The sequence below is a fragment of the Ruegeria sp. J8 genome, from assembly GCF_056531925.1.
The window spans coordinates 49,743-65,911 of record NZ_JBQFMR010000001.1 but is presented as its reverse complement, the minus strand read 5'-3'; the positions used below and the strand labels follow the sequence as shown (position 1 = coordinate 65,911).

Here is a 16,169-nt window from a genome sequence, read left to right as displayed (position 1 = left end):
TCAGCCTAGCGGCAGCGCCCCAATTGCGTCAAATAAACAGAATGAGACGGAGACACATGCAATGAACAGCAGCCACATGGTTGGGAAAATCAAAGGGTTACAGGCATGAGTGTTCGTGACGCGGTTCTGGCGAACCTCAAGAAGATCACTGATCCGGTGTCGGGTCAGGACATTGTCAGCGCTGGTATCGTGCGCGCGCTGAACGTCGAAGGCGACGCCGTTCGCTTTGTGATGGAGATCGATCCCAAGCACGCCGACAAGATGGAGCCGGTGCGCGTGACGGCTGAGCAGGCCGCGCAAATGGTGGATGGCGTGGCCAAGGTTTCGGCCATGCTGACCGCGCATTCCGACAAGGCACCGCCAGATCTGAAACCCAAGCCGAAACCGGCGCAGACCGGCCCTCAGCCGGTGGCCGGTGTGGATCGGATCATCGCTGTTGCTTCGGGCAAGGGCGGGGTCGGTAAATCGACCGTGTCTGCGAACCTTGCCTGCGCGCTGGCCGCTGAGGGACGGCGCGTGGGTCTGTTGGATGCCGACGTTTATGGCCCGTCGCAACCCCGGATGCTGGGCGTCTCGGGGCGTCCGGCCAGCCCCGATGGCAAGACGATCCTGCCGCTGCGCAATCACGGCGTCACCATGATGTCCATGGGGCTAATGACCAACGAAGGGCAAGCGGTTGTCTGGCGCGGCCCGATGTTGATGGGCGCGTTGCAGCAGATGATGAACCAGGTGCAATGGGGCGCGCTAGATGTGCTGATCGTCGACCTTCCGCCCGGCACCGGTGATGTGCAACTTACGCTGAGCCAAAAGTTCCAGGTGGATGGCGCAATCGTTGTCTCGACCCCGCAAGACGTTGCCCTGATCGATGCCCGCAAGGGGATCGACATGTTCAACCAATTGAAAACGCCGATCCTCGGCATGATCGAGAACATGTCCACGCATATTTGCTCGAATTGTGGGCATGAGGAGCATGTGTTCGGCCATGGTGGCGTGAAATCCGAGGCTGAATCGCTGGGTGTACCGCTGCTGGGGGAAATCCCGTTGCATCTGGACATTCGCGTGGCCGCTGATGGGGGTGCGCCCATCGTGGTCAGCAAACCCGACAGCCTGCAGGCCGACGCGTTCCGCAAAATCGCCCGTGACTTGATCGCCAAGGGAAACGCATGAGCGAGCCGGTTTTTCCCCCTCTGTTGGTCGGTCACCCGGTGCAGGGGGGACAAGATCCGTTTCAGCGCGCGCAAGCCATGGCTTCGCTGGGATGCGATGCGGGCACCGTGGTTTACAACATTCAGGCTGACCGCTTACGCGTGGCTATCGTCTTTGCACCCGAAGTTCCGCTGCAGGACGCGATGGCGATGTTGCCGCTCTGCGCCGTGGGGTTTCAGAACGCACTGGGCGCGCTGGCCCCGCCCGAGGTGGCGGTCCATCTGGACTGGGACGGCCCGATCTGTGTCAACGGGGCTAAATGCGGGATCTTTCAGGTCGCGGCCTCAAGCACTGCGCCCGAAGAAGAACCCGATTGGCTGATCGTCGGCTGGGAACTGGCACTGCTGCAAACCAGCGACGCGCCCGGCGAAAACCCAGATATTACAGCGCTTTATGACGAAGGCTGCGCTGAGGTGTCGCCGACTCAACTGGTCGAAAGCTGGTCGCGGCATATGCTGACATGGCTCAACCGCTGGCAAGAAGACGGAAATGCGCCGCTTCATGCCGAATGGATGGGGCTGCTACGCGGGGTGGGCGAACCCTATGACACAGGTGTCTTTCTGGGCGCCGACGAGCGGTTCGGAATGCTGATCCGCGACGGTGCCGAAACAACCCTGCGCCCCTTGACGGATCTACTGGAGAACTAAAGATGAAACTGGCCCGCGCGATTCATTTCGACGAAAGCGACATGAACGTATTTCATTCCCCGGCCCGCACGGGCGAGTGGTGTATCTCGGGCGGGTTCGAGTTTTCGAACTGGGGCGAGGGCGATCTTGAGGGCAAGGCCCGGCAGGCGTTCTCGAACGGTTGGTTGGGCGTTGAGACCTTTGGCCGGGTGACATTCGTGGCCGTGACGCAGGTGGAACCCTCCGAGATCGACCAGATCGCGCAGAACCTGGCCGAGCATTTCGTGCAGTTCTATGGCGCACCTTCGGTCGAAGCCGCCTTGGGCGTGGCGCAATCAGAGATCACCCATATGTCCGAGCTGTGCGAAGAACATGCGCCCAACACACTGCTGACTGTTGCCCGTGAACTATCCGAGACCGGTGTGCATGAGGCTTTCCGCATCATCACCCCGCAGGAAACCCAGCTTGAGGCGTTGGCCGTGCATGGCTCGCTAGACGACTGACAAATGCGGTTGCAGTCTAGGGTGCTGGGCCAGTTTCATCTGCGCATAGGACAAGTCATGCGGATCGGTGCTGTAACCTAACAAATCGAAATCCGGTCGAAACGCATTGATGACCATTTCTGTTAGTTCCGGGTCGTAGTACTCGGCGATTCTACGTGATCGCTTGGACTTGTTTTCATGGTCCAATGTCGCGTTTACGCCGATCTCGGAGCAAAAAGACCGGAAATCAGCGTTTAGGTTTTCCAAACGCCCAACAGTACCGACGATGCAGCGGTCCTGCGGGTCCAACACATACGACGATTGACAGTTTGGCGAACATTCGGTCCCACAATACTCAATAATAAACTCTCGAAAACTGATGTCCTTAATCGCGTTATGCAAGGGGTGAATATCGGTCTGCTGTATATAGCTGAACAACGAAATCTGGAGGTCGAACGGGTTCCGAACAAAGGCGAGCGAATGCATTGCCCAATATCTGTCACCCAAATGCTGGACGTAGTCTGTCGCCTTCGCATGGACTGGAAGAGGTTGGAATTTCGACTTTGGGTAAAGCCCAGTATTTAAAGTCCTCTTGTCGAGGCTTTTGAGCGACCGCTGAAGGGGATTTGGTCGGTCAAATTCTTTTCGCAACGCCCATGCAACCGAACTTCCGCCGGTTTTGGGGATGTGGACAAAGACGATTTTCTTCTTGCTTCCAATCATTGTACGGGGTTGTACGATATTAGATCGCAATAAGTGAATACATAAAATAAACTAAATCAGGTCAGCAAAACCGCCAAATTGACCGCGTTTGAAAATCAATCCTTTTCCGGTCCGATACATGACTTTTTCGACCTCTCCGATCAGGATCAGATGGTCTCCGGCCTCGTACCGGGCGTGAAGTTGGCAGTCAAAGCGGGCAAGGCAATTCGACAGTTGCGGCCGGTTGGCGTGGTCCGGCGCCCAATCCGCGTGGGAAAAATCCGCGCCGTCACGGGCGAATTTCAGCGCCTGATCCTGCTGATCTTGCGCCATAACGTGGATTGAATAGTGCTGGCAGTCATGAAACGCACCGAACCGGTTGGAATCCTTTGCCAGACACCATAACACCAAAGGCGGGTCCAGCGAGACCGAGGAGAACGAGTTCACCGTGATCGCACGTGGACCCAATTCGGTGTGGGTAGTAACGACTGTGACACCAGTTCCGAAACAGCCCAACGCCTCGCGGAAGGCGGTGCTTTGATCCGGGGTAGGGGTAAAGGTCGTTTCCGTCATTGCGCGCTCGTTCAGTGGCCGGGCCTCAGGTGCCACGACCCGGTGGGATTGTCCACGAAAAGCTGTGTTTAACCGATTTATTTTCCAGCTTAGTTCAGGTCTTCCAGCAAGCGCCCATGCTGACGCGTCGCCTCGATAACCGCACCGAACGTGTTCATGCCGCGCGCTTGTAACATGGGCAGCATACGAACCAGAGCCTCAGCCGTGGCGACGGCGTCGCCCAAGGCGGTGTGACGCAAAGCGTCCGGAATGGTGATATCCAGCCTCTCACACAGCGCGTCCAGTGTGTGTTTGTCGCTGGCCCCGAACAGCACGGCGGACAGCAAGACCGTGTCCAGAATGGGGTGATCCCATGCGACGCTCATCTGGTTGGCATGGCGGCGCAAAAAGGCCATGTCGAAGGGCGCATTGTGGGCCACGATCACGGCGTCCCGCGCGAATTGATGGAACACGCGGCCTGCCTCGGCAATCTTGGGCGCATCCTGGACCATGGCATTCGTCACTTTATGCACCTTGGTCGAGGCCGGCGGGATTGGCATCTCCGGATCAACCAGCATATCCAACTGTTCGCCTTCGATGATCCGACCATTCACCACCCGAACAGCGCCGATTTGCACGATCTCATCCTTGTGCGGCAATAGACCTGTGGTCTCGGTGTCGAAGACGACAAAACACAGGTCTCGCAGTTCCAGCGTCTCAAGCGCGCGGTTGGCTTCCGAGTTCATCAGTGCGAAATCATAGACCAGCGGGCGTGAGGCTTCGGGCGCGATATTGGCGACGCTGTCATCGAATATCAGCATGTATCCGGGCGCATCGCCCAAGGGCTTCATGCGGGTCGCAAATGACTGGGTGCCGTCGGTGCTTGTCAGCGTGCAGCTGACCTCGATCCCGGTTTTGACCAGTTTGGCATAGGCATGTTCCAGCGGTTCAGATTGAAAATATTCCGACAGTGCCGCGTTCAGGCGGGGATGTGAAATCTGAGCCAGAACCTCGGCCGCCTGTCCATCATAAAGAACGATCTTATGGGTCGGACTGGCCAGCAGCATGGCCACCGGGATATCAGTCAGCAAAGCGGTCAATCGTTGCTTTTCAGCGGCCAAATGTGCGGTTTCGGCGGCGACGGCTTCGGCCACACTCAGGGTCTTTTCTGAAAGCTGATCAGCTAGACCTGCAGCCGCAGGGGCCAGATCGCCCAGATAGCGCGCGGCCTGCATGTCCATGTCCGAGCTGACACCCGCATGAGCGCGCGCCCGCAGTTCCGCTGACAGACGCTCGATCGGTTTGGCGACGTTGTCATCGAACAAAAGCCAGACGGCAACGATCAGTGCAACGAAGCCGAAACCCATGATGATTTCAGCAAAAATGAACGCGTTGATCAGGTCCGGGTCGGCCACGCGGCGGTAACTGATCCACAGTGCCAGTGCGCTGACGACTACTCCGCCAACGGCCAGCAGGCAGAAGAACAGGAAGATACGTAGGCGCAGGCTTAGCCGGGTCAGCATGTTACACTCCGCAGGTGGCCTCGATGATGGGGTCGTCGGTTGTGCCGGTGATCCAGTCGGCATTCACAAGCTGCCCATCAGCCCCGAACTCTGCCCCGTCGGCTAGATTGGCGCGCAGGTTTTGCGCGCAATCGACCGCAACAGGCAACTTGGACACGGGTGCCCAGCGGCCAAAGAAATAGAGGTCAACCAGCCGCTGTTCCGGCACTTGTTCGTTTGTGCGGACCGAGACGGTGTCAATCGCCGCAAACCGGTTCACGAAGGGTACCGCATAGGTCCAGGGACGGTATAGCGCGCGGCTTTCGACCTCTTGCACCACGGTCATCCCGTCGGGCAGTGTGTCTTTGGTGCGGTCGTACCACGAATACTCGCTCGAGATCGTCATTGCGATCATCCCAAGCCCTGCAGCGACCGGCGCGACCCATTTGGGCAGACGACCGCCGGTAAATTTGTTTATCACCATCACCACGCCGGCGAATGCAATGCCTGCAAAGATGGTGGCGATCAGTTCGAGGAACATTCTGTCTCTCCCATTTCCAGCCGGTTTACCCCAGCATTCCTTTTCCGTGGCCAACCGCTGATTGCATCGTTTTTATCACGACAAACGCGTCCCTTAGATGACTTCGCTCAAAGTCTGACAAGTCCGATGGCGGCAGGAAGTTATCCGGTTTCTTGTCGCCTTTCACAAGACGCACCTGATGTTCCAGCCTTGTTTCAGCGATCAGGTCATAGGCGTCCAGCAGATCCCGCGCGCCGGACGCACTGAGGATACCTGCCGATCCTGCCGCTTTCAGCCGCGCGCGGGTATTGGCCTCGGGCAGCTTGCCTTGCAGGCTGTAAATCCGCGCCAGATCGACCACTGGCACAACGCCGTTATGTTTTAAATCCAGCGTGTTGCGGTGCTCACCTGACCGGATGGTGGCAAAGCCGCGCAGCAGGCCAAGGGGCGGTGTGTGTTTCAGTGAGTTCGAGATCATATGCGCCACGAAGATCGAATTCGAACGCGCGGCAGCCAGCGTATCGGCTTGCAGGTCGTCGAACAGGTGGAAAGCGCCGCCGATAGGGCGCAGGTCGAACATGACCGAAGCCAGCATCTGCGCCTCAGGGTCAGGCTTGGCGATCCAGCCCTTGAAATAGTCGAGCCAGACGCGCACCGGCTGGCACCAGCGCGGGTTCGTCGCCATCATGTCGCCGGGGCAATAGAAATACCCACAAGTGTCCAGCCCATCTGAGACGAATTTGGCCAGCGCGTGGAAATAGGACATGTCCCCTTCGGACACGCTGTCATCCAGCATCAGGCAATTGTCTTGATCCGACACGCCTGTCTGTTCTTGTCGACCTTGCGATCCGCAAGCCAGCCACAGATAGGGCACTGGCGGGGGGCCAAGTTTGGCTTCCGCCAACAGTAACAATCGACGCGTCGCCGTATCCGCGATATCGGTGATCAGGCGTGTGACGATCTCATGTCGGTTCCCGGCGGCGACGAGCTGTACCAGAAGCTGCGGGATTTCATCGGTCACGTCAGCCATCTGCTGGGCGGTCTGCGCCGACGCGATCCGCCGGACCAACTCGGCAGAGTTGACGGCCTGATAATGGGTCAGGTCGGTCTGCGTCACTATACCGACCAGACGACCGCCTTCGGAAATCGGGATATGGCCAATGCCGCGCTCCATCATGATGTGCAGAACGTCTGACCCGATATCGGATGGGGACAGGGTGATGGGATCGGCGGTCATGATGGCTGAAATGGGGGTGTCGCCGGGCATCCCATCGGCCACGAACTTGCCCGAGATATCGCGCAACGTGGCGATCCCGCGCAGCGCGTCCCCCTCGGTCACGCAAAGTGATGAGATATGTTTGTCCCGCATCGCCTGCGCAGCTTCACGGACCAGTGTGTCCGGCGGGCAGGTGGCAGGGTTGTGTGCCATCAGCACGTCGATGGCGCTTGTCGCCAGACTTTGCGGGCCCTGGCGCGCATCACGGGTGCGGTTAAAGAACTTTGCGACAACCGAATGCCCGTCAATCAATGCGCGCACCAGATCAGACGGCAGAACCAACAGTACTGAAGGCGCGTGCGTTTTGGCCTTGGTGAGCGCCTTGCCGTCCTTCAACAGGCCCCGTTCGCCAAAGGAATTGCGCAATCCCAGATGAGAGACCACGGCGTCGTTCTCATCCTTGATCTCAACCTGTCCTTCGTAAATCACAAAGACGCCGGGCAGGGTATGGCCCAGCTCATAGATTGGAGAATCCTCTTCGACCTCCCAGACCTCGATCTGTTGCGCGACAGAATCCAGCAGGTCGTGGGGCAGGGCGTCATAGGGATGGACGGATTTCAGAAACCGGGTGATCTCGTCATGGGACAGGGGCATGGGCTACTCCTCGGTTTCGGGTTGAAAAATCCCGCCCGGTGGTGTGCCGGGCGGGAGTAGTCAGTCGAAAGACGCGGCCTTTGGCAATGGGCCAATGGGCCGCATCAGGGCTCAGTGATCCTGAGCTGCACCCGCGCCACGGGGAATGCGGATGCTTTCGACCATATCTTTGATCTCCTGCGGGGTCTCCTTGGTCGCGCCGGCTACAAAGTAGGCGACGGCAAAGTTGACCATGGCACCGATCGCGCCGAACGAGGTGGACTTGATCGGACCCAGCAGCGGGTCAGCATCGGTGAACGAGTTGGTGCCCGGAATGAACAGCCAGCCCTTGTGCAGGAAAATGTAGACCAAGGTGACGACCAGACCAGCCAGCATACCCGCGACCGCGCCGGTGTTGTTGATGCGGGTCGAGAAGATCCCCATCATCAGCGCCGGGAAGATCGAGGCCGCTGCAAGACCGAAGGCCAATGCCACCGTCTGCGCCGCGAAGCCCGGAGGGTTAAGACCCAGCCAGGTTGCCACGGCGATGGCGACTGCCATTGCGATCCGCGCCGACAGAAGCTCGCCTTTTTCCGAGATCTGCGGGTTGATCGCGCCCTTGATCAGGTCGTGAGACACAGCCGACGAGATTGCGAGCAGCAGGCCCGCAGCGGTCGACAGAGCAGCGGCAAGACCGCCGGCAGCGACCAGACCGATCACCCAACCTGGCAGGTTGGCGATCTCGGGGTTGGCCAGAACCAGGATGTCACGGTTGAACTTAGTCAGTTCGTTGCCCGCCCAGCCTTTTTCTTCTGCAATCGCGTTCAGAGCGTCCGACTTGTCATTGTAGTACTGGATTTTGCCGTCGCCGTTCTTGTCTTCCCAGTCCAGCAGACCGGTTTTCTGCCACGTGGCCATCCAGTCATAGCGCGCGTCATTGTCGATCTGTTCAACCGAAACAGCGCCACCTTCGATGCCACCATTCGGCCACATCATTTCACTGATGTTCAAACGGGCCATGGCACCAACAGCAGGAGCGGTCAGGTACAGCAGCGCGATGAAGACCAACGCCCAGCCAGCGGACCAACGTGCGTCAGACACTTTCGGTACGGTGAAGAAGCGCATGATGACGTGGGGCAGACCCGCAGTACCGATCATCAGCGACAGGGTGAACAGCACCATGTTCAGCGTGTTCGAGTGGTGCGTGGTGTATTCGTTGAAACCCAACTCGGTCACGATGGCGTCCAGCTTGGTCAGCAGGGGTTCACCGCTTGCAGTGTCACCAAACAGACCCAGCGCCGGAACAGGCGTGCCGGTCAGTTGCAGCGAGATGAAGATTGCCGGGATGGTATAGGCAGTGATCAGCACGCAGTACTGAGCGACCTGAGTGTAGGTCACGCCTTTCATCCCACCAAACACCGCGTAGGCAAAGACAACACCCGCGCCAATCAGCAGACCGGTTGTGTTGGACACCTCAAGGAAGCGGCCAAAGGCCACGCCAACGCCGGTCATCTGACCGATAACGTAGGTAACCGAGGCAACGATCAGACAGATCACCGCAACGATACGGGCCGTTTGGCTGTAGAAGCGGTCGCCGATGAATTCCGAAACGGTGAACTTGCCGAACTTACGCAGGTAAGGGGCAAGCAGCAGAGCCAGCAGCACGTAGCCACCGGTCCAACCCATCAGGAAGGTCGAGTTGTCATAGCCGGTGAAGGCAATCAGGCCCGCCATCGAGATGAACGAAGCCGCAGACATCCAGTCCGCCGCTGTCGCCATACCGTTGGTGACCGGGTGAACGCCGCGACCGGCGGCGTAGAATTCAGATGTGGACCCCGCACGGGCCCAGATCGCGATGCCGATGTATAGCGCAAAGGATGCGCCAACAAACAGCAGGTTGATGGTAAACTGATCCATAATCCCCGCTCTCCCTTAGTCTTCTTCCACGCCGTGTTCGGCGTCCAGCTTGTTCATGCGCCAGGCGTAGTTGAAGATCAGCACCAAAAAGACCAGGATCGATCCCTGCTGGGCAAACCAAAAGCCCAGATCGGTGCCGCCAACCGAGATGCCGGACAGCAGCGGACGCAGCAGAATGCCGAATCCAAAAGACACCAGCGCCCAGATCGCGAGGCTGATGTAGATGAGACGCAGGTTGGCCTGCCAATAGCCCTTATCGGCCTCGGCAGTCTGCGCGGAGTTTGTGGTGTTATCCGCCATTGCGGGTTCCTCCTTCGCTACCTCGTTGGCGGCCCGTTGCCCAACTCCTCCAGTGCGTTGGACCGCTTCTCGAATGTGCCAAACGCCCCGTGACGTCCGGCAAAACTTCTCTGGTCCGCCAAGGCGGGTCCATTGAAGTATTCTGTTTTAAGGATCAAAGCCCGGTTTGGGCTTATCTCCTCCCCTTAACTCATGACCCCGCGCACAAGCCCTTGCAGGTCGTTGGCGATGGCGTCGATTTGGCCCATGGCATCAATGCCTTGCAGCACACCTTGGGACCGGTAGTAGTCAATCAGCGGCGCCGTCTGCGCGTGATACGCGGACAGGCGCGACGCAACGGTTTCCGCGTTGTCATCCGCGCGACGCTTGAATTCGGTGCCGCCGCAATTGTCGCATTTGCCTTCAACAGCGGGCACTTTGAACGTGTCGTGATAGCCTTCTCCACACATGGCGCAGGTGTAACGGCCCGAAATGCGCGCGACCATTTCAGCGTCCTGAACCTCAAGACTAATCGCCGCGCTGATCTTTTGATCCGATGTGGCCAGCAGCCCATCCAGCGCCTTGGCCTGAACGGTGGTGCGGGGGAAACCATCAAGGATGACCCCTTTCTGGCAATCCGGCTTGGCCATTCGGTCGCGCAGGATGGCGATGACGATCTCGTCGCTGACCAGATCGCCCGCTTCCATAACGGCTTTGGCGGCTTTACCTGCCTCGGTGCCTGCGGCAACGGCCTCACGCAGCAGGTCGCCGGTGCTGAGCTGAACCAGACCGAATTTATCTTCCAGCATCCGGGCTTGCGTGCCCTTCCCGGCGCCCGGAGGGCCGAGAAGGATCAGAACAGCGGGGGTGGTGGTAACGGCAGCGTCCATCATTCCCTCACTTATTCGCCCGGTTTTCGATCAGGTCTTCGACGACCGACGGATCGGCCAGTGTCGAGGTGTCGCCCAGAGAGCCAAAGTCATTCTCGGCGATCTTGCGCAGGATTCGACGCATGATCTTGCCCGAGCGCGTCTTCGGAAGGCCCGGCGCCCATTGAATTACGTCCGGCGAGGCAATCGGCCCGATTTCGGTCCGTACCCAGGTGCGCAGCTCTTTCATCAGCTCATCTGAAGGTTCACGATCATTCATCAAGGTGACGTAGCAATAGATGCCTTGCCCTTTGATTTCATGCGGGTAGCCGACCACGGCGGCCTCGGCCACGGCCGCATGTGCCACCAGTGCACTTTCGACCTCGGCCGTGCCCATACGGTGGCCCGAGACGTTGATCACGTCATCAACGCGGCCTGTGATCCAGTAATCGCCATCTTCGTCCCGACGGCAACCGTCGCCGGTGAAGTAGTAGCCTTTGTAATCCGAGAAATAGGTCTTCTCGAACCGTTCATGGTCGCCCCAGACGGTGCGCATCTGACCGGGCCAGCTGTCCTTGATGCACAAAACACCTTCAACGCCGTTGCCGTTGATTTCGACACCGGATTGCGGATCCAGCACCACGGGCTGCACGCCAAAGAAGGGTTTCATCGCCGAGCCGGGCTTGGTCGCATGTGCGCCGGGCAGGGGGGTCATCATGTGGCCGCCGGTTTCGGTCTGCCACCAAGTGTCTACGATGGGGCATCTGCCCTTGCCGACAACATCATTGTACCAGTTCCACGCCTCTGGGTTGATCGGCTCACCCACAGTGCCCAGCAGACGCAGATCGCCGAGGTCGTGCTTTTCAACGAACTCATTGCCCTGACCCATCAGGGCACGGATCGCAGTAGGGGCGGTGTAGAACTGATTGACCTTGTGCTTGGCGCACACCTCCCAGAAACGACCGGCGTCGGGATAGGTGGGCACGCCTTCGAACATCAGCGTCGTCGCACCGTTGGCCAGCGGGCCATATACGATATAGCTGTGGCCCGTGACCCAGCCCACATCCGCCGTACACCAATAGATGTCGCCCTCGTGGTAGTCGAACGTGACCTCATGAGTCAGCGCGGCATAGACAAGATAGCCGCCGGTTGTATGCACGACGCCCTTGGGCTGACCGGTCGACCCGGAGGTGTAGAGGATGAACAGAGGATCCTCGGCATTCATCTCAGCCGGGGCGCAATAATCGTCTGCCTCAAGCGCCATTTCGTTGTAATCATAGTCGCGATCGGCAATCCAAGTGGTTTGACCATTGGTGCGCTTGACGACCAGACATTTGACGGTGTCCTTGCAATGCAGCAATGCCGCATCCGCATTGGATTTCAGAGGGGTTTTGCGGCCACCGCGCGGGGCTTCATCCGCGGTGATGACAACCTTGGCGTCGCACCCATTGATCCGCGCTGCCAATGCGTCCGGAGAAAATCCCGCAAAAACAATCGAGTGGATGGCGCCAATACGGGCGCAGGCCAACATGGCATAGGCTGCTTCGGGGATCATCGGCAGGTAGATGACAACGCGGTCGCCTTTGCGCACGCCCAAGGATTCCAGAATGTTGGCCATCCGGCAGGTGCGGCGGTGCAACTCGGCATAGGTGATGTGCTGAGCCGCGTCGTTTGGATCATCCGGTTCCCAGATGATGGCGGTCTGATCGCCGCGTGTTTCAAGATGGCGATCCAGGCAGTTGGCCGAAACGTTCAGCGTACCATCAGCATACCAGTTGATGCCAACCGAACCGAAATCATAGCTGACATCCTTGACCTGCGTGAACGGTTTGATCCAGTCGACACGCTTTCCCTGCTCGCCCCAAAAGGCGACAGGGTCGTTGACGGAGGCTGCGTACATCTCGGAATATTTGTCAGCATCGACATGTGCACGCGCAACGGTTTCTGCAGTTGGCGGATAAGCTTTGGCATCTGCCTGGGCAGCGGTTGTCATTCTGAGGCTCCTCCCTCTAGGACTGAAATTGACGGGCTCGATTTTGCCTGCTGATTTGGCAATGTCGACCCGCATCCTCCCCGTACCGAATAATACGGAGAACTGAAAACAAGGGAATAAATTACAGAAAACTAAGGATTAGTTTGTAAATAAATTTCTTGATTCCCGTCAAATTAGAAAACAAATTTATAAAATGGATGAAAAATAAAATAGAAACATATAGTTGATTGTAACAAGTGAAAAGCGTGACAGCTGGCTTCTGATCCATAGGCAATAGGTATTAGAAACTCATCTTTTAGTTGTTAGCGCCAAACGGAACCGAGGAACACGGGCACGCGTCCCGCTCTGGGGGTTGGCACTTTAAGATGTTGGCGCTAGCTTTGCTTGCAAGCGCCCTGGAGAAGGGGCGCAAAAAAGGGAGAGATCACAATGAAAAAGATGCTGAGCGGTGCGGCTGTTGCCGCTTTGACCGTCGCCTTCGTGTCTGAGGCCGCAGCAACCGAATGGAGCGCTTCGGTCTGGGGTAAACGCCGCGCCTTTACTGAGCACGTTGAAAAACTGGCCGAGTTGGTCAGTGAAAAGACTAATGGCGAGTTCACCATCAATGTCAGCTATGGCGGCCTGTCCAAACCGCGCGAGAATCTCGATGGGATTGAGATCGGCGCGTTCGAGATGGCGCAATTCTGCGCGGGCTATCATCGCGACAAGAACCGGGCCATCACGGTGCTGGAGCTACCGTTCCTCGGGGTGAACAACCTGGAAGAAGAGGTGGCCGTCAGCCACGCTGTTTACGATCACCCGGCGGTGAAAGATGAGATGGCTCAGTGGAACGCGCGTATCATCATGACCTCGCCCATGCCGCAGTATAATCTGGTCGGCACCGGCGATCCGCGTGACAAGCTGGCTGATTTCGACGGCATGCGTGTGCGTGCGACCGGTGGTCTGGGTCAGGCATTCGAAGCGGTCGGAGGTGTCCCGACCTCGGTTCCCGCGACCGAGGCGTTCAATGCGATGGAATCGGGCGTCGTCGACACGGTGGCCTTTGCCCAACATGCTCACCTGTCTTTCGGCACAATAAACGAGGCTGATTGGTGGACCGCAAACCTCAACCCCGGCACAGTCAACTGCCCGGTGGTAGTAAATATCGACGCCTATGAAGCCCTACCGGCCGAACATCGAGAGGCACTGGACAGTTCGATTGATGAGGCGATTGATCATTACCTCGCCAACTATGGTGGCCTGCTGGAACAGTGGGACAGCGTCCTATCCGAGAAGGGCGTCGCAAAGGTCAAAATCGACGATGCGGTGATCGAAGAATTCCGTACCAAGGCGGCAGATCCGATCCGCGAGCAGTGGATAGCGGACATGTCGGCCCAAGGTCTGCCTGCGCAGGACCTCTATGATCTCGTTCAGGCCACGCTGAAACAACAGCGCGGCGGCAACTGATCGTATCGTCCGGGTGCCTCATCGGCGCCCGGACACCCATAAAGACAATAGGGGATCACCGGCATGGCAGGACAGGCCACGGTGCTTGAGGATGGCAGTCGTCTCAGCCGTCTGGATCATCAATTATTGCGATTGGAACGGTTCCTTGCCCTGATCAGTGGGATAGCTGTATTTGGGTTGATGGTTTTGGCCGTGGTATCGGTTAGCGGGCGTAACGCGTTCAACGCACCTTTGCCTGGCTATGTGGACTGGATCGAACAGGCCATGCCACTGATCGCGTTCCTTGGCATTTCCTTTGTCCAGCGGGATGGCGGGCACATCCGAATGGATATCGTCATCTCGCGCCTGCACGGGCGGGCGCTGTGGCTGTTCGAACTGATCTCGGTCGTATTGATCCTTGTTCTGATGCTAGCCCTTGTCTGGGGCAGCTGGTCCCACTTCGACCGCTCGTTCGACTTTGGCGCACCGTTGTGGAGCCGTGACAGCTCAATCGACATCGGTATTCCGCTCTGGCCTGCCAAACTGTTGGCTCCGGTTGCTTTCTCGGTGCTTTGCTTGCGGCTGATCCTGCAAATCTGGGGTTATGGCCGCGCCTTTGTCTTAGGGCTGGAGAAACCAGTGGCCGTGCCGCTGATACAGGATGTCGCCGCCCAGGCGGCTGCCGAGGCCGAGCAATTCGAAGGGCAGGACTAGATGGACACGATTGATATCGGCCTGTGGGTCACAGGCGGCCTTCTGGTTCTGGTCGTCACTGGGATGCGCGTGGCCTTTGCGGCAGGTTTGGCAGGTCTGGTTGGGCTGGTCTGGATTTTCTGGGCCAAGTTCGGCTATGATCCCGACCGCTTTGGCAAAGCACTGACCGTGGCTGTCAAAACGGCGGGGCAGGTGCCTCATTCCAAGGTTGCGGCCCATACGCTCAGCCTGATCCCGACCTTTATCCTGATTGGCTATCTTGCCTACTATGCAGGTCTGACCCGAGCGCTATTTGAAGCTGCCAAACGCTGGGTCGCCTGGGTGCCCGGCGGGTTGGCGGTGTCCACCGTCTTCGCCACGGCTGGCTTTGCGGCAGTGTCGGGCGCTTCGGTCGCCACTTCTGCCGTGTTTGCGCGCATCGCCATCCCCGAGATGCTGAAGGTCGGATACAATAAACAATTCGCGGCCGGCGTCGTCGCTGCTGGCGGAACGCTGGCCTCGCTGATCCCGCCATCTGCGATTCTGGTGATCTATGCGATCATCGTTGAACAGGATGTCGGCAAACTGCTGTTGGCCGGTTTCATCCCCGGCGCATTTTCAGCGGTCATTTACGGTCTGCTGATCGTTGGCATCGCCGTGATCTTCAAATCAGTTGGTCCACCCGTTACTGGGTTCACTTGGAAGCAGCGCTTTGCGGCACTGCCCGGTTCGTTCCCAATCGTCGCCGTGATCCTCATCATCATCTGCTTCGTCTACAACCCTTTTGGCGACAAGGCCTGGGGCACCCCCACCGAAGGCGGCGCGATCGGAGCCTTTATCGTCTTTTGTTTTGCGCTGTTTCACGGAATGCGCTGGACCGAGCTGAAATCGGCCCTGCTGGAAACAGCAAAGCTGACGGCCATGATCTTCTCGATCATCTGGGGGGTTCTGATCTATGTTCGGTTCCTCGGGTTCGCGGATCTGCCCGGGGCATTCTCGGACTGGATCACATCGCTTGAGATGTCGCCAATGCTGATCCTGATCTGCATCCTGCTGGCTTACGCGGTTCTGGGCATGTTCATGGACGCCATCGGGATGCTGCTGCTGACGTTACCGGTGGTCTACCCCGCAGTAATGGCCTTGAATGGCGGTGAAACCGTCAGCGCGGCTGAAAGCGCCTTTGGGATGTCTGGCCCGATGTGCGCCATCTGGTTCGGTATTCTTGTGGTGAAAATGGCCGAGTTCTGCCTGATAACCCCACCCATTGGGCTCAACTGCTTTGTGGTTGCAGGAGTCCGCCCGGACCTGAGCGTTCAGGATGTTTTCAAAGGCGTGACACCGTTTTTCATCGCAGACGCCGTCACCATCGCGTTGTTGGTGGCGTTCCCTGGTATCGTGCTCTATCTGCCGTCCTTGGCTGGGTAGCAGGTAATTTGCGAGGCTCTGCCTCGCGCTCCGGGATATTTTTAGCCAGATGAAAAGCGGATCCGTACTTCATCTGGCCCCAAATATCCCGGGGGAGTCGCCCGCAGGGCGGCGGGGGCAGAGCCCCCT

15 protein-coding genes are annotated in these 16,169 nt (G+C 58.3%); 6 read left to right on the top strand and 9 right to left on the bottom strand.

Annotation, left to right across the window (positions count from 1 at the left end):
- Positions 1-105 precede the first annotated feature (105 nt).
- From ACR0L1_RS00285 to ACR0L1_RS00275, 3 genes are read left to right on the top strand one after another with little or no spacing between them, the layout of a single operon-like run.
- Positions 106-1,167: an Mrp/NBP35 family ATP-binding protein gene (locus tag ACR0L1_RS00285; protein ID WP_480856552.1), complete on the top strand. Its 1,062-nt coding sequence runs from the start codon at positions 106-108 to the stop codon at positions 1,165-1,167.
- The gene (locus ACR0L1_RS00280) at positions 1,164-1,853 is read left to right on the top strand and encodes a biotin/lipoate--protein ligase family protein (protein ID WP_480856550.1); all 690 of its coding nucleotides are present in this window, start codon (positions 1,164-1,166) and stop codon (positions 1,851-1,853) included. Before ACR0L1_RS00285 ends, ACR0L1_RS00280 begins: the two co-directional genes overlap by 4 nt.
- A gap of 2 nt (positions 1,854-1,855) precedes the next feature.
- Positions 1,856-2,335 (top strand): DUF6505 family protein, encoded by a 480-nt coding sequence (locus ACR0L1_RS00275; RefSeq protein ID WP_170788529.1) that lies wholly within the window; start codon positions 1,856-1,858, stop codon positions 2,333-2,335.
- Here ACR0L1_RS00275 and ACR0L1_RS00270 read toward each other — a convergent pair.
- The 9 genes from ACR0L1_RS00270 to acs all read right to left on the bottom strand — a co-directional run bounded on the left by ACR0L1_RS00270 (position 2,324) and on the right by acs (position 12,497).
- Positions 2,324-3,037 (bottom strand): sulfotransferase family 2 domain-containing protein, encoded by a 714-nt coding sequence (locus ACR0L1_RS00270; protein ID WP_170769487.1) that lies wholly within the window; start codon positions 3,035-3,037, stop codon positions 2,324-2,326. The genes ACR0L1_RS00275 and ACR0L1_RS00270 overlap by 12 nt on opposite strands.
- A gap of 51 nt (positions 3,038-3,088) precedes the next feature.
- Positions 3,089-3,589 carry a flavin reductase family protein gene (locus ACR0L1_RS00265; RefSeq protein WP_170788531.1) on the bottom strand — a complete coding sequence of 167 codons (501 nt, stop codon included), beginning with the start codon at positions 3,587-3,589 and terminating at the stop codon, positions 3,089-3,091.
- Positions 3,590-3,678: 89 nt separating this feature from the next.
- Positions 3,679-5,091 (bottom strand): 3'-5' exonuclease, encoded by a 1,413-nt coding sequence (locus ACR0L1_RS00260; RefSeq protein ID WP_480856547.1) that lies wholly within the window; start codon positions 5,089-5,091, stop codon positions 3,679-3,681.
- Between the two features lies 1 nt (position 5,092).
- Positions 5,093-5,611 (bottom strand): hypothetical protein, encoded by a 519-nt coding sequence (locus ACR0L1_RS00255; RefSeq protein WP_170788533.1) that lies wholly within the window; start codon positions 5,609-5,611, stop codon positions 5,093-5,095.
- A 25-nt stretch (positions 5,612-5,636) separates the two neighbouring features.
- On the bottom strand, positions 5,637-7,460 hold the full coding sequence (locus ACR0L1_RS00250; RefSeq protein ID WP_480856545.1) for a DUF294 nucleotidyltransferase-like domain-containing protein: 1,824 nt from the start codon (positions 7,458-7,460) through the stop codon (positions 5,637-5,639).
- Positions 7,461-7,571: 111 nt separating this feature from the next.
- On the bottom strand, positions 7,572-9,356 hold the full coding sequence (locus ACR0L1_RS00245; protein ID WP_480856543.1) for a sodium:solute symporter family protein: 1,785 nt from the start codon (positions 9,354-9,356) through the stop codon (positions 7,572-7,574).
- A gap of 15 nt (positions 9,357-9,371) precedes the next feature.
- Positions 9,372-9,656, bottom strand: coding sequence for a DUF4212 domain-containing protein (locus ACR0L1_RS00240; protein ID WP_170769493.1), 285 nt, complete (start codon positions 9,654-9,656; stop codon positions 9,372-9,374).
- Positions 9,657-9,841: 185 nt separating this feature from the next.
- A complete protein-coding gene (locus ACR0L1_RS00235) occupies positions 9,842-10,525 on the bottom strand; it encodes an adenylate kinase (protein ID WP_170788535.1) in 684 nt (227 codons plus the stop codon).
- A gap of 7 nt (positions 10,526-10,532) precedes the next feature.
- Complete coding sequence (acs, locus tag ACR0L1_RS00230; protein ID WP_480856541.1) at positions 10,533-12,497, bottom strand: acetate--CoA ligase; 1,965 nt, start codon at positions 12,495-12,497, stop codon at positions 10,533-10,535.
- A gap of 429 nt (positions 12,498-12,926) precedes the next feature.
- Between acs and ACR0L1_RS00225 the strand changes: the two genes are divergently transcribed.
- From ACR0L1_RS00225 to ACR0L1_RS00215, 3 genes are all read left to right on the top strand, one after another.
- Positions 12,927-13,943: a C4-dicarboxylate TRAP transporter substrate-binding protein gene (locus ACR0L1_RS00225; RefSeq protein WP_480502967.1), complete on the top strand. Its 1,017-nt coding sequence runs from the start codon at positions 12,927-12,929 to the stop codon at positions 13,941-13,943.
- Positions 13,944-14,006: 63 nt separating this feature from the next.
- Positions 14,007-14,636 (top strand): TRAP transporter small permease subunit, encoded by a 630-nt coding sequence (locus ACR0L1_RS00220; RefSeq protein WP_170788537.1) that lies wholly within the window; start codon positions 14,007-14,009, stop codon positions 14,634-14,636.
- Positions 14,637-16,040 (top strand): TRAP transporter large permease, encoded by a 1,404-nt coding sequence (locus ACR0L1_RS00215; RefSeq protein ID WP_480502966.1) that lies wholly within the window; start codon positions 14,637-14,639, stop codon positions 16,038-16,040. It abuts the gene before it with no gap.
- The last annotated feature ends 129 nt before the right edge of the window (positions 16,041-16,169 follow it).

What these genes read in the sequence shown, in the direction of transcription:
- ACR0L1_RS00285 (WP_480856552.1), top strand. Translation starts at nt 106, where the DNA reads ATGAGTGTTCGTGACGCGGTTCTGGCGAACCTCAAGAAGATCACTGAT.
- ACR0L1_RS00280 (WP_480856550.1), top strand. Translation starts at nt 1,164, where the DNA reads ATGAGCGAGCCGGTTTTTCCCCCTCTGTTGGTCGGTCACCCGGTGCAG.
- ACR0L1_RS00275 (WP_170788529.1), top strand. Translation starts at nt 1,856, where the DNA reads ATGAAACTGGCCCGCGCGATTCATTTCGACGAAAGCGACATGAACGTA.
- ACR0L1_RS00270 (WP_170769487.1), bottom strand. Translation starts at nt 3,037, where the DNA reads ATGATTGGAAGCAAGAAGAAAATCGTCTTTGTCCACATCCCCAAAACC.
- ACR0L1_RS00265 (WP_170788531.1), bottom strand. Translation starts at nt 3,589, where the DNA reads ATGACGGAAACGACCTTTACCCCTACCCCGGATCAAAGCACCGCCTTC.
- ACR0L1_RS00260 (WP_480856547.1), bottom strand. Translation starts at nt 5,091, where the DNA reads ATGCTGACCCGGCTAAGCCTGCGCCTACGTATCTTCCTGTTCTTCTGC.
- ACR0L1_RS00255 (WP_170788533.1), bottom strand. Translation starts at nt 5,611, where the DNA reads ATGTTCCTCGAACTGATCGCCACCATCTTTGCAGGCATTGCATTCGCC.
- ACR0L1_RS00250 (WP_480856545.1), bottom strand. Translation starts at nt 7,460, where the DNA reads ATGCCCCTGTCCCATGACGAGATCACCCGGTTTCTGAAATCCGTCCAT.
- ACR0L1_RS00245 (WP_480856543.1), bottom strand. Translation starts at nt 9,356, where the DNA reads ATGGATCAGTTTACCATCAACCTGCTGTTTGTTGGCGCATCCTTTGCG.
- ACR0L1_RS00240 (WP_170769493.1), bottom strand. Translation starts at nt 9,656, where the DNA reads ATGGCGGATAACACCACAAACTCCGCGCAGACTGCCGAGGCCGATAAG.
- ACR0L1_RS00235 (WP_170788535.1), bottom strand. Translation starts at nt 10,525, where the DNA reads ATGGACGCTGCCGTTACCACCACCCCCGCTGTTCTGATCCTTCTCGGC.
- acs (WP_480856541.1), bottom strand. Translation starts at nt 12,497, where the DNA reads ATGACAACCGCTGCCCAGGCAGATGCCAAAGCTTATCCGCCAACTGCA.
- ACR0L1_RS00225 (WP_480502967.1), top strand. Translation starts at nt 12,927, where the DNA reads ATGAAAAAGATGCTGAGCGGTGCGGCTGTTGCCGCTTTGACCGTCGCC.
- ACR0L1_RS00220 (WP_170788537.1), top strand. Translation starts at nt 14,007, where the DNA reads ATGGCAGGACAGGCCACGGTGCTTGAGGATGGCAGTCGTCTCAGCCGT.
- ACR0L1_RS00215 (WP_480502966.1), top strand. Translation starts at nt 14,637, where the DNA reads ATGGACACGATTGATATCGGCCTGTGGGTCACAGGCGGCCTTCTGGTT.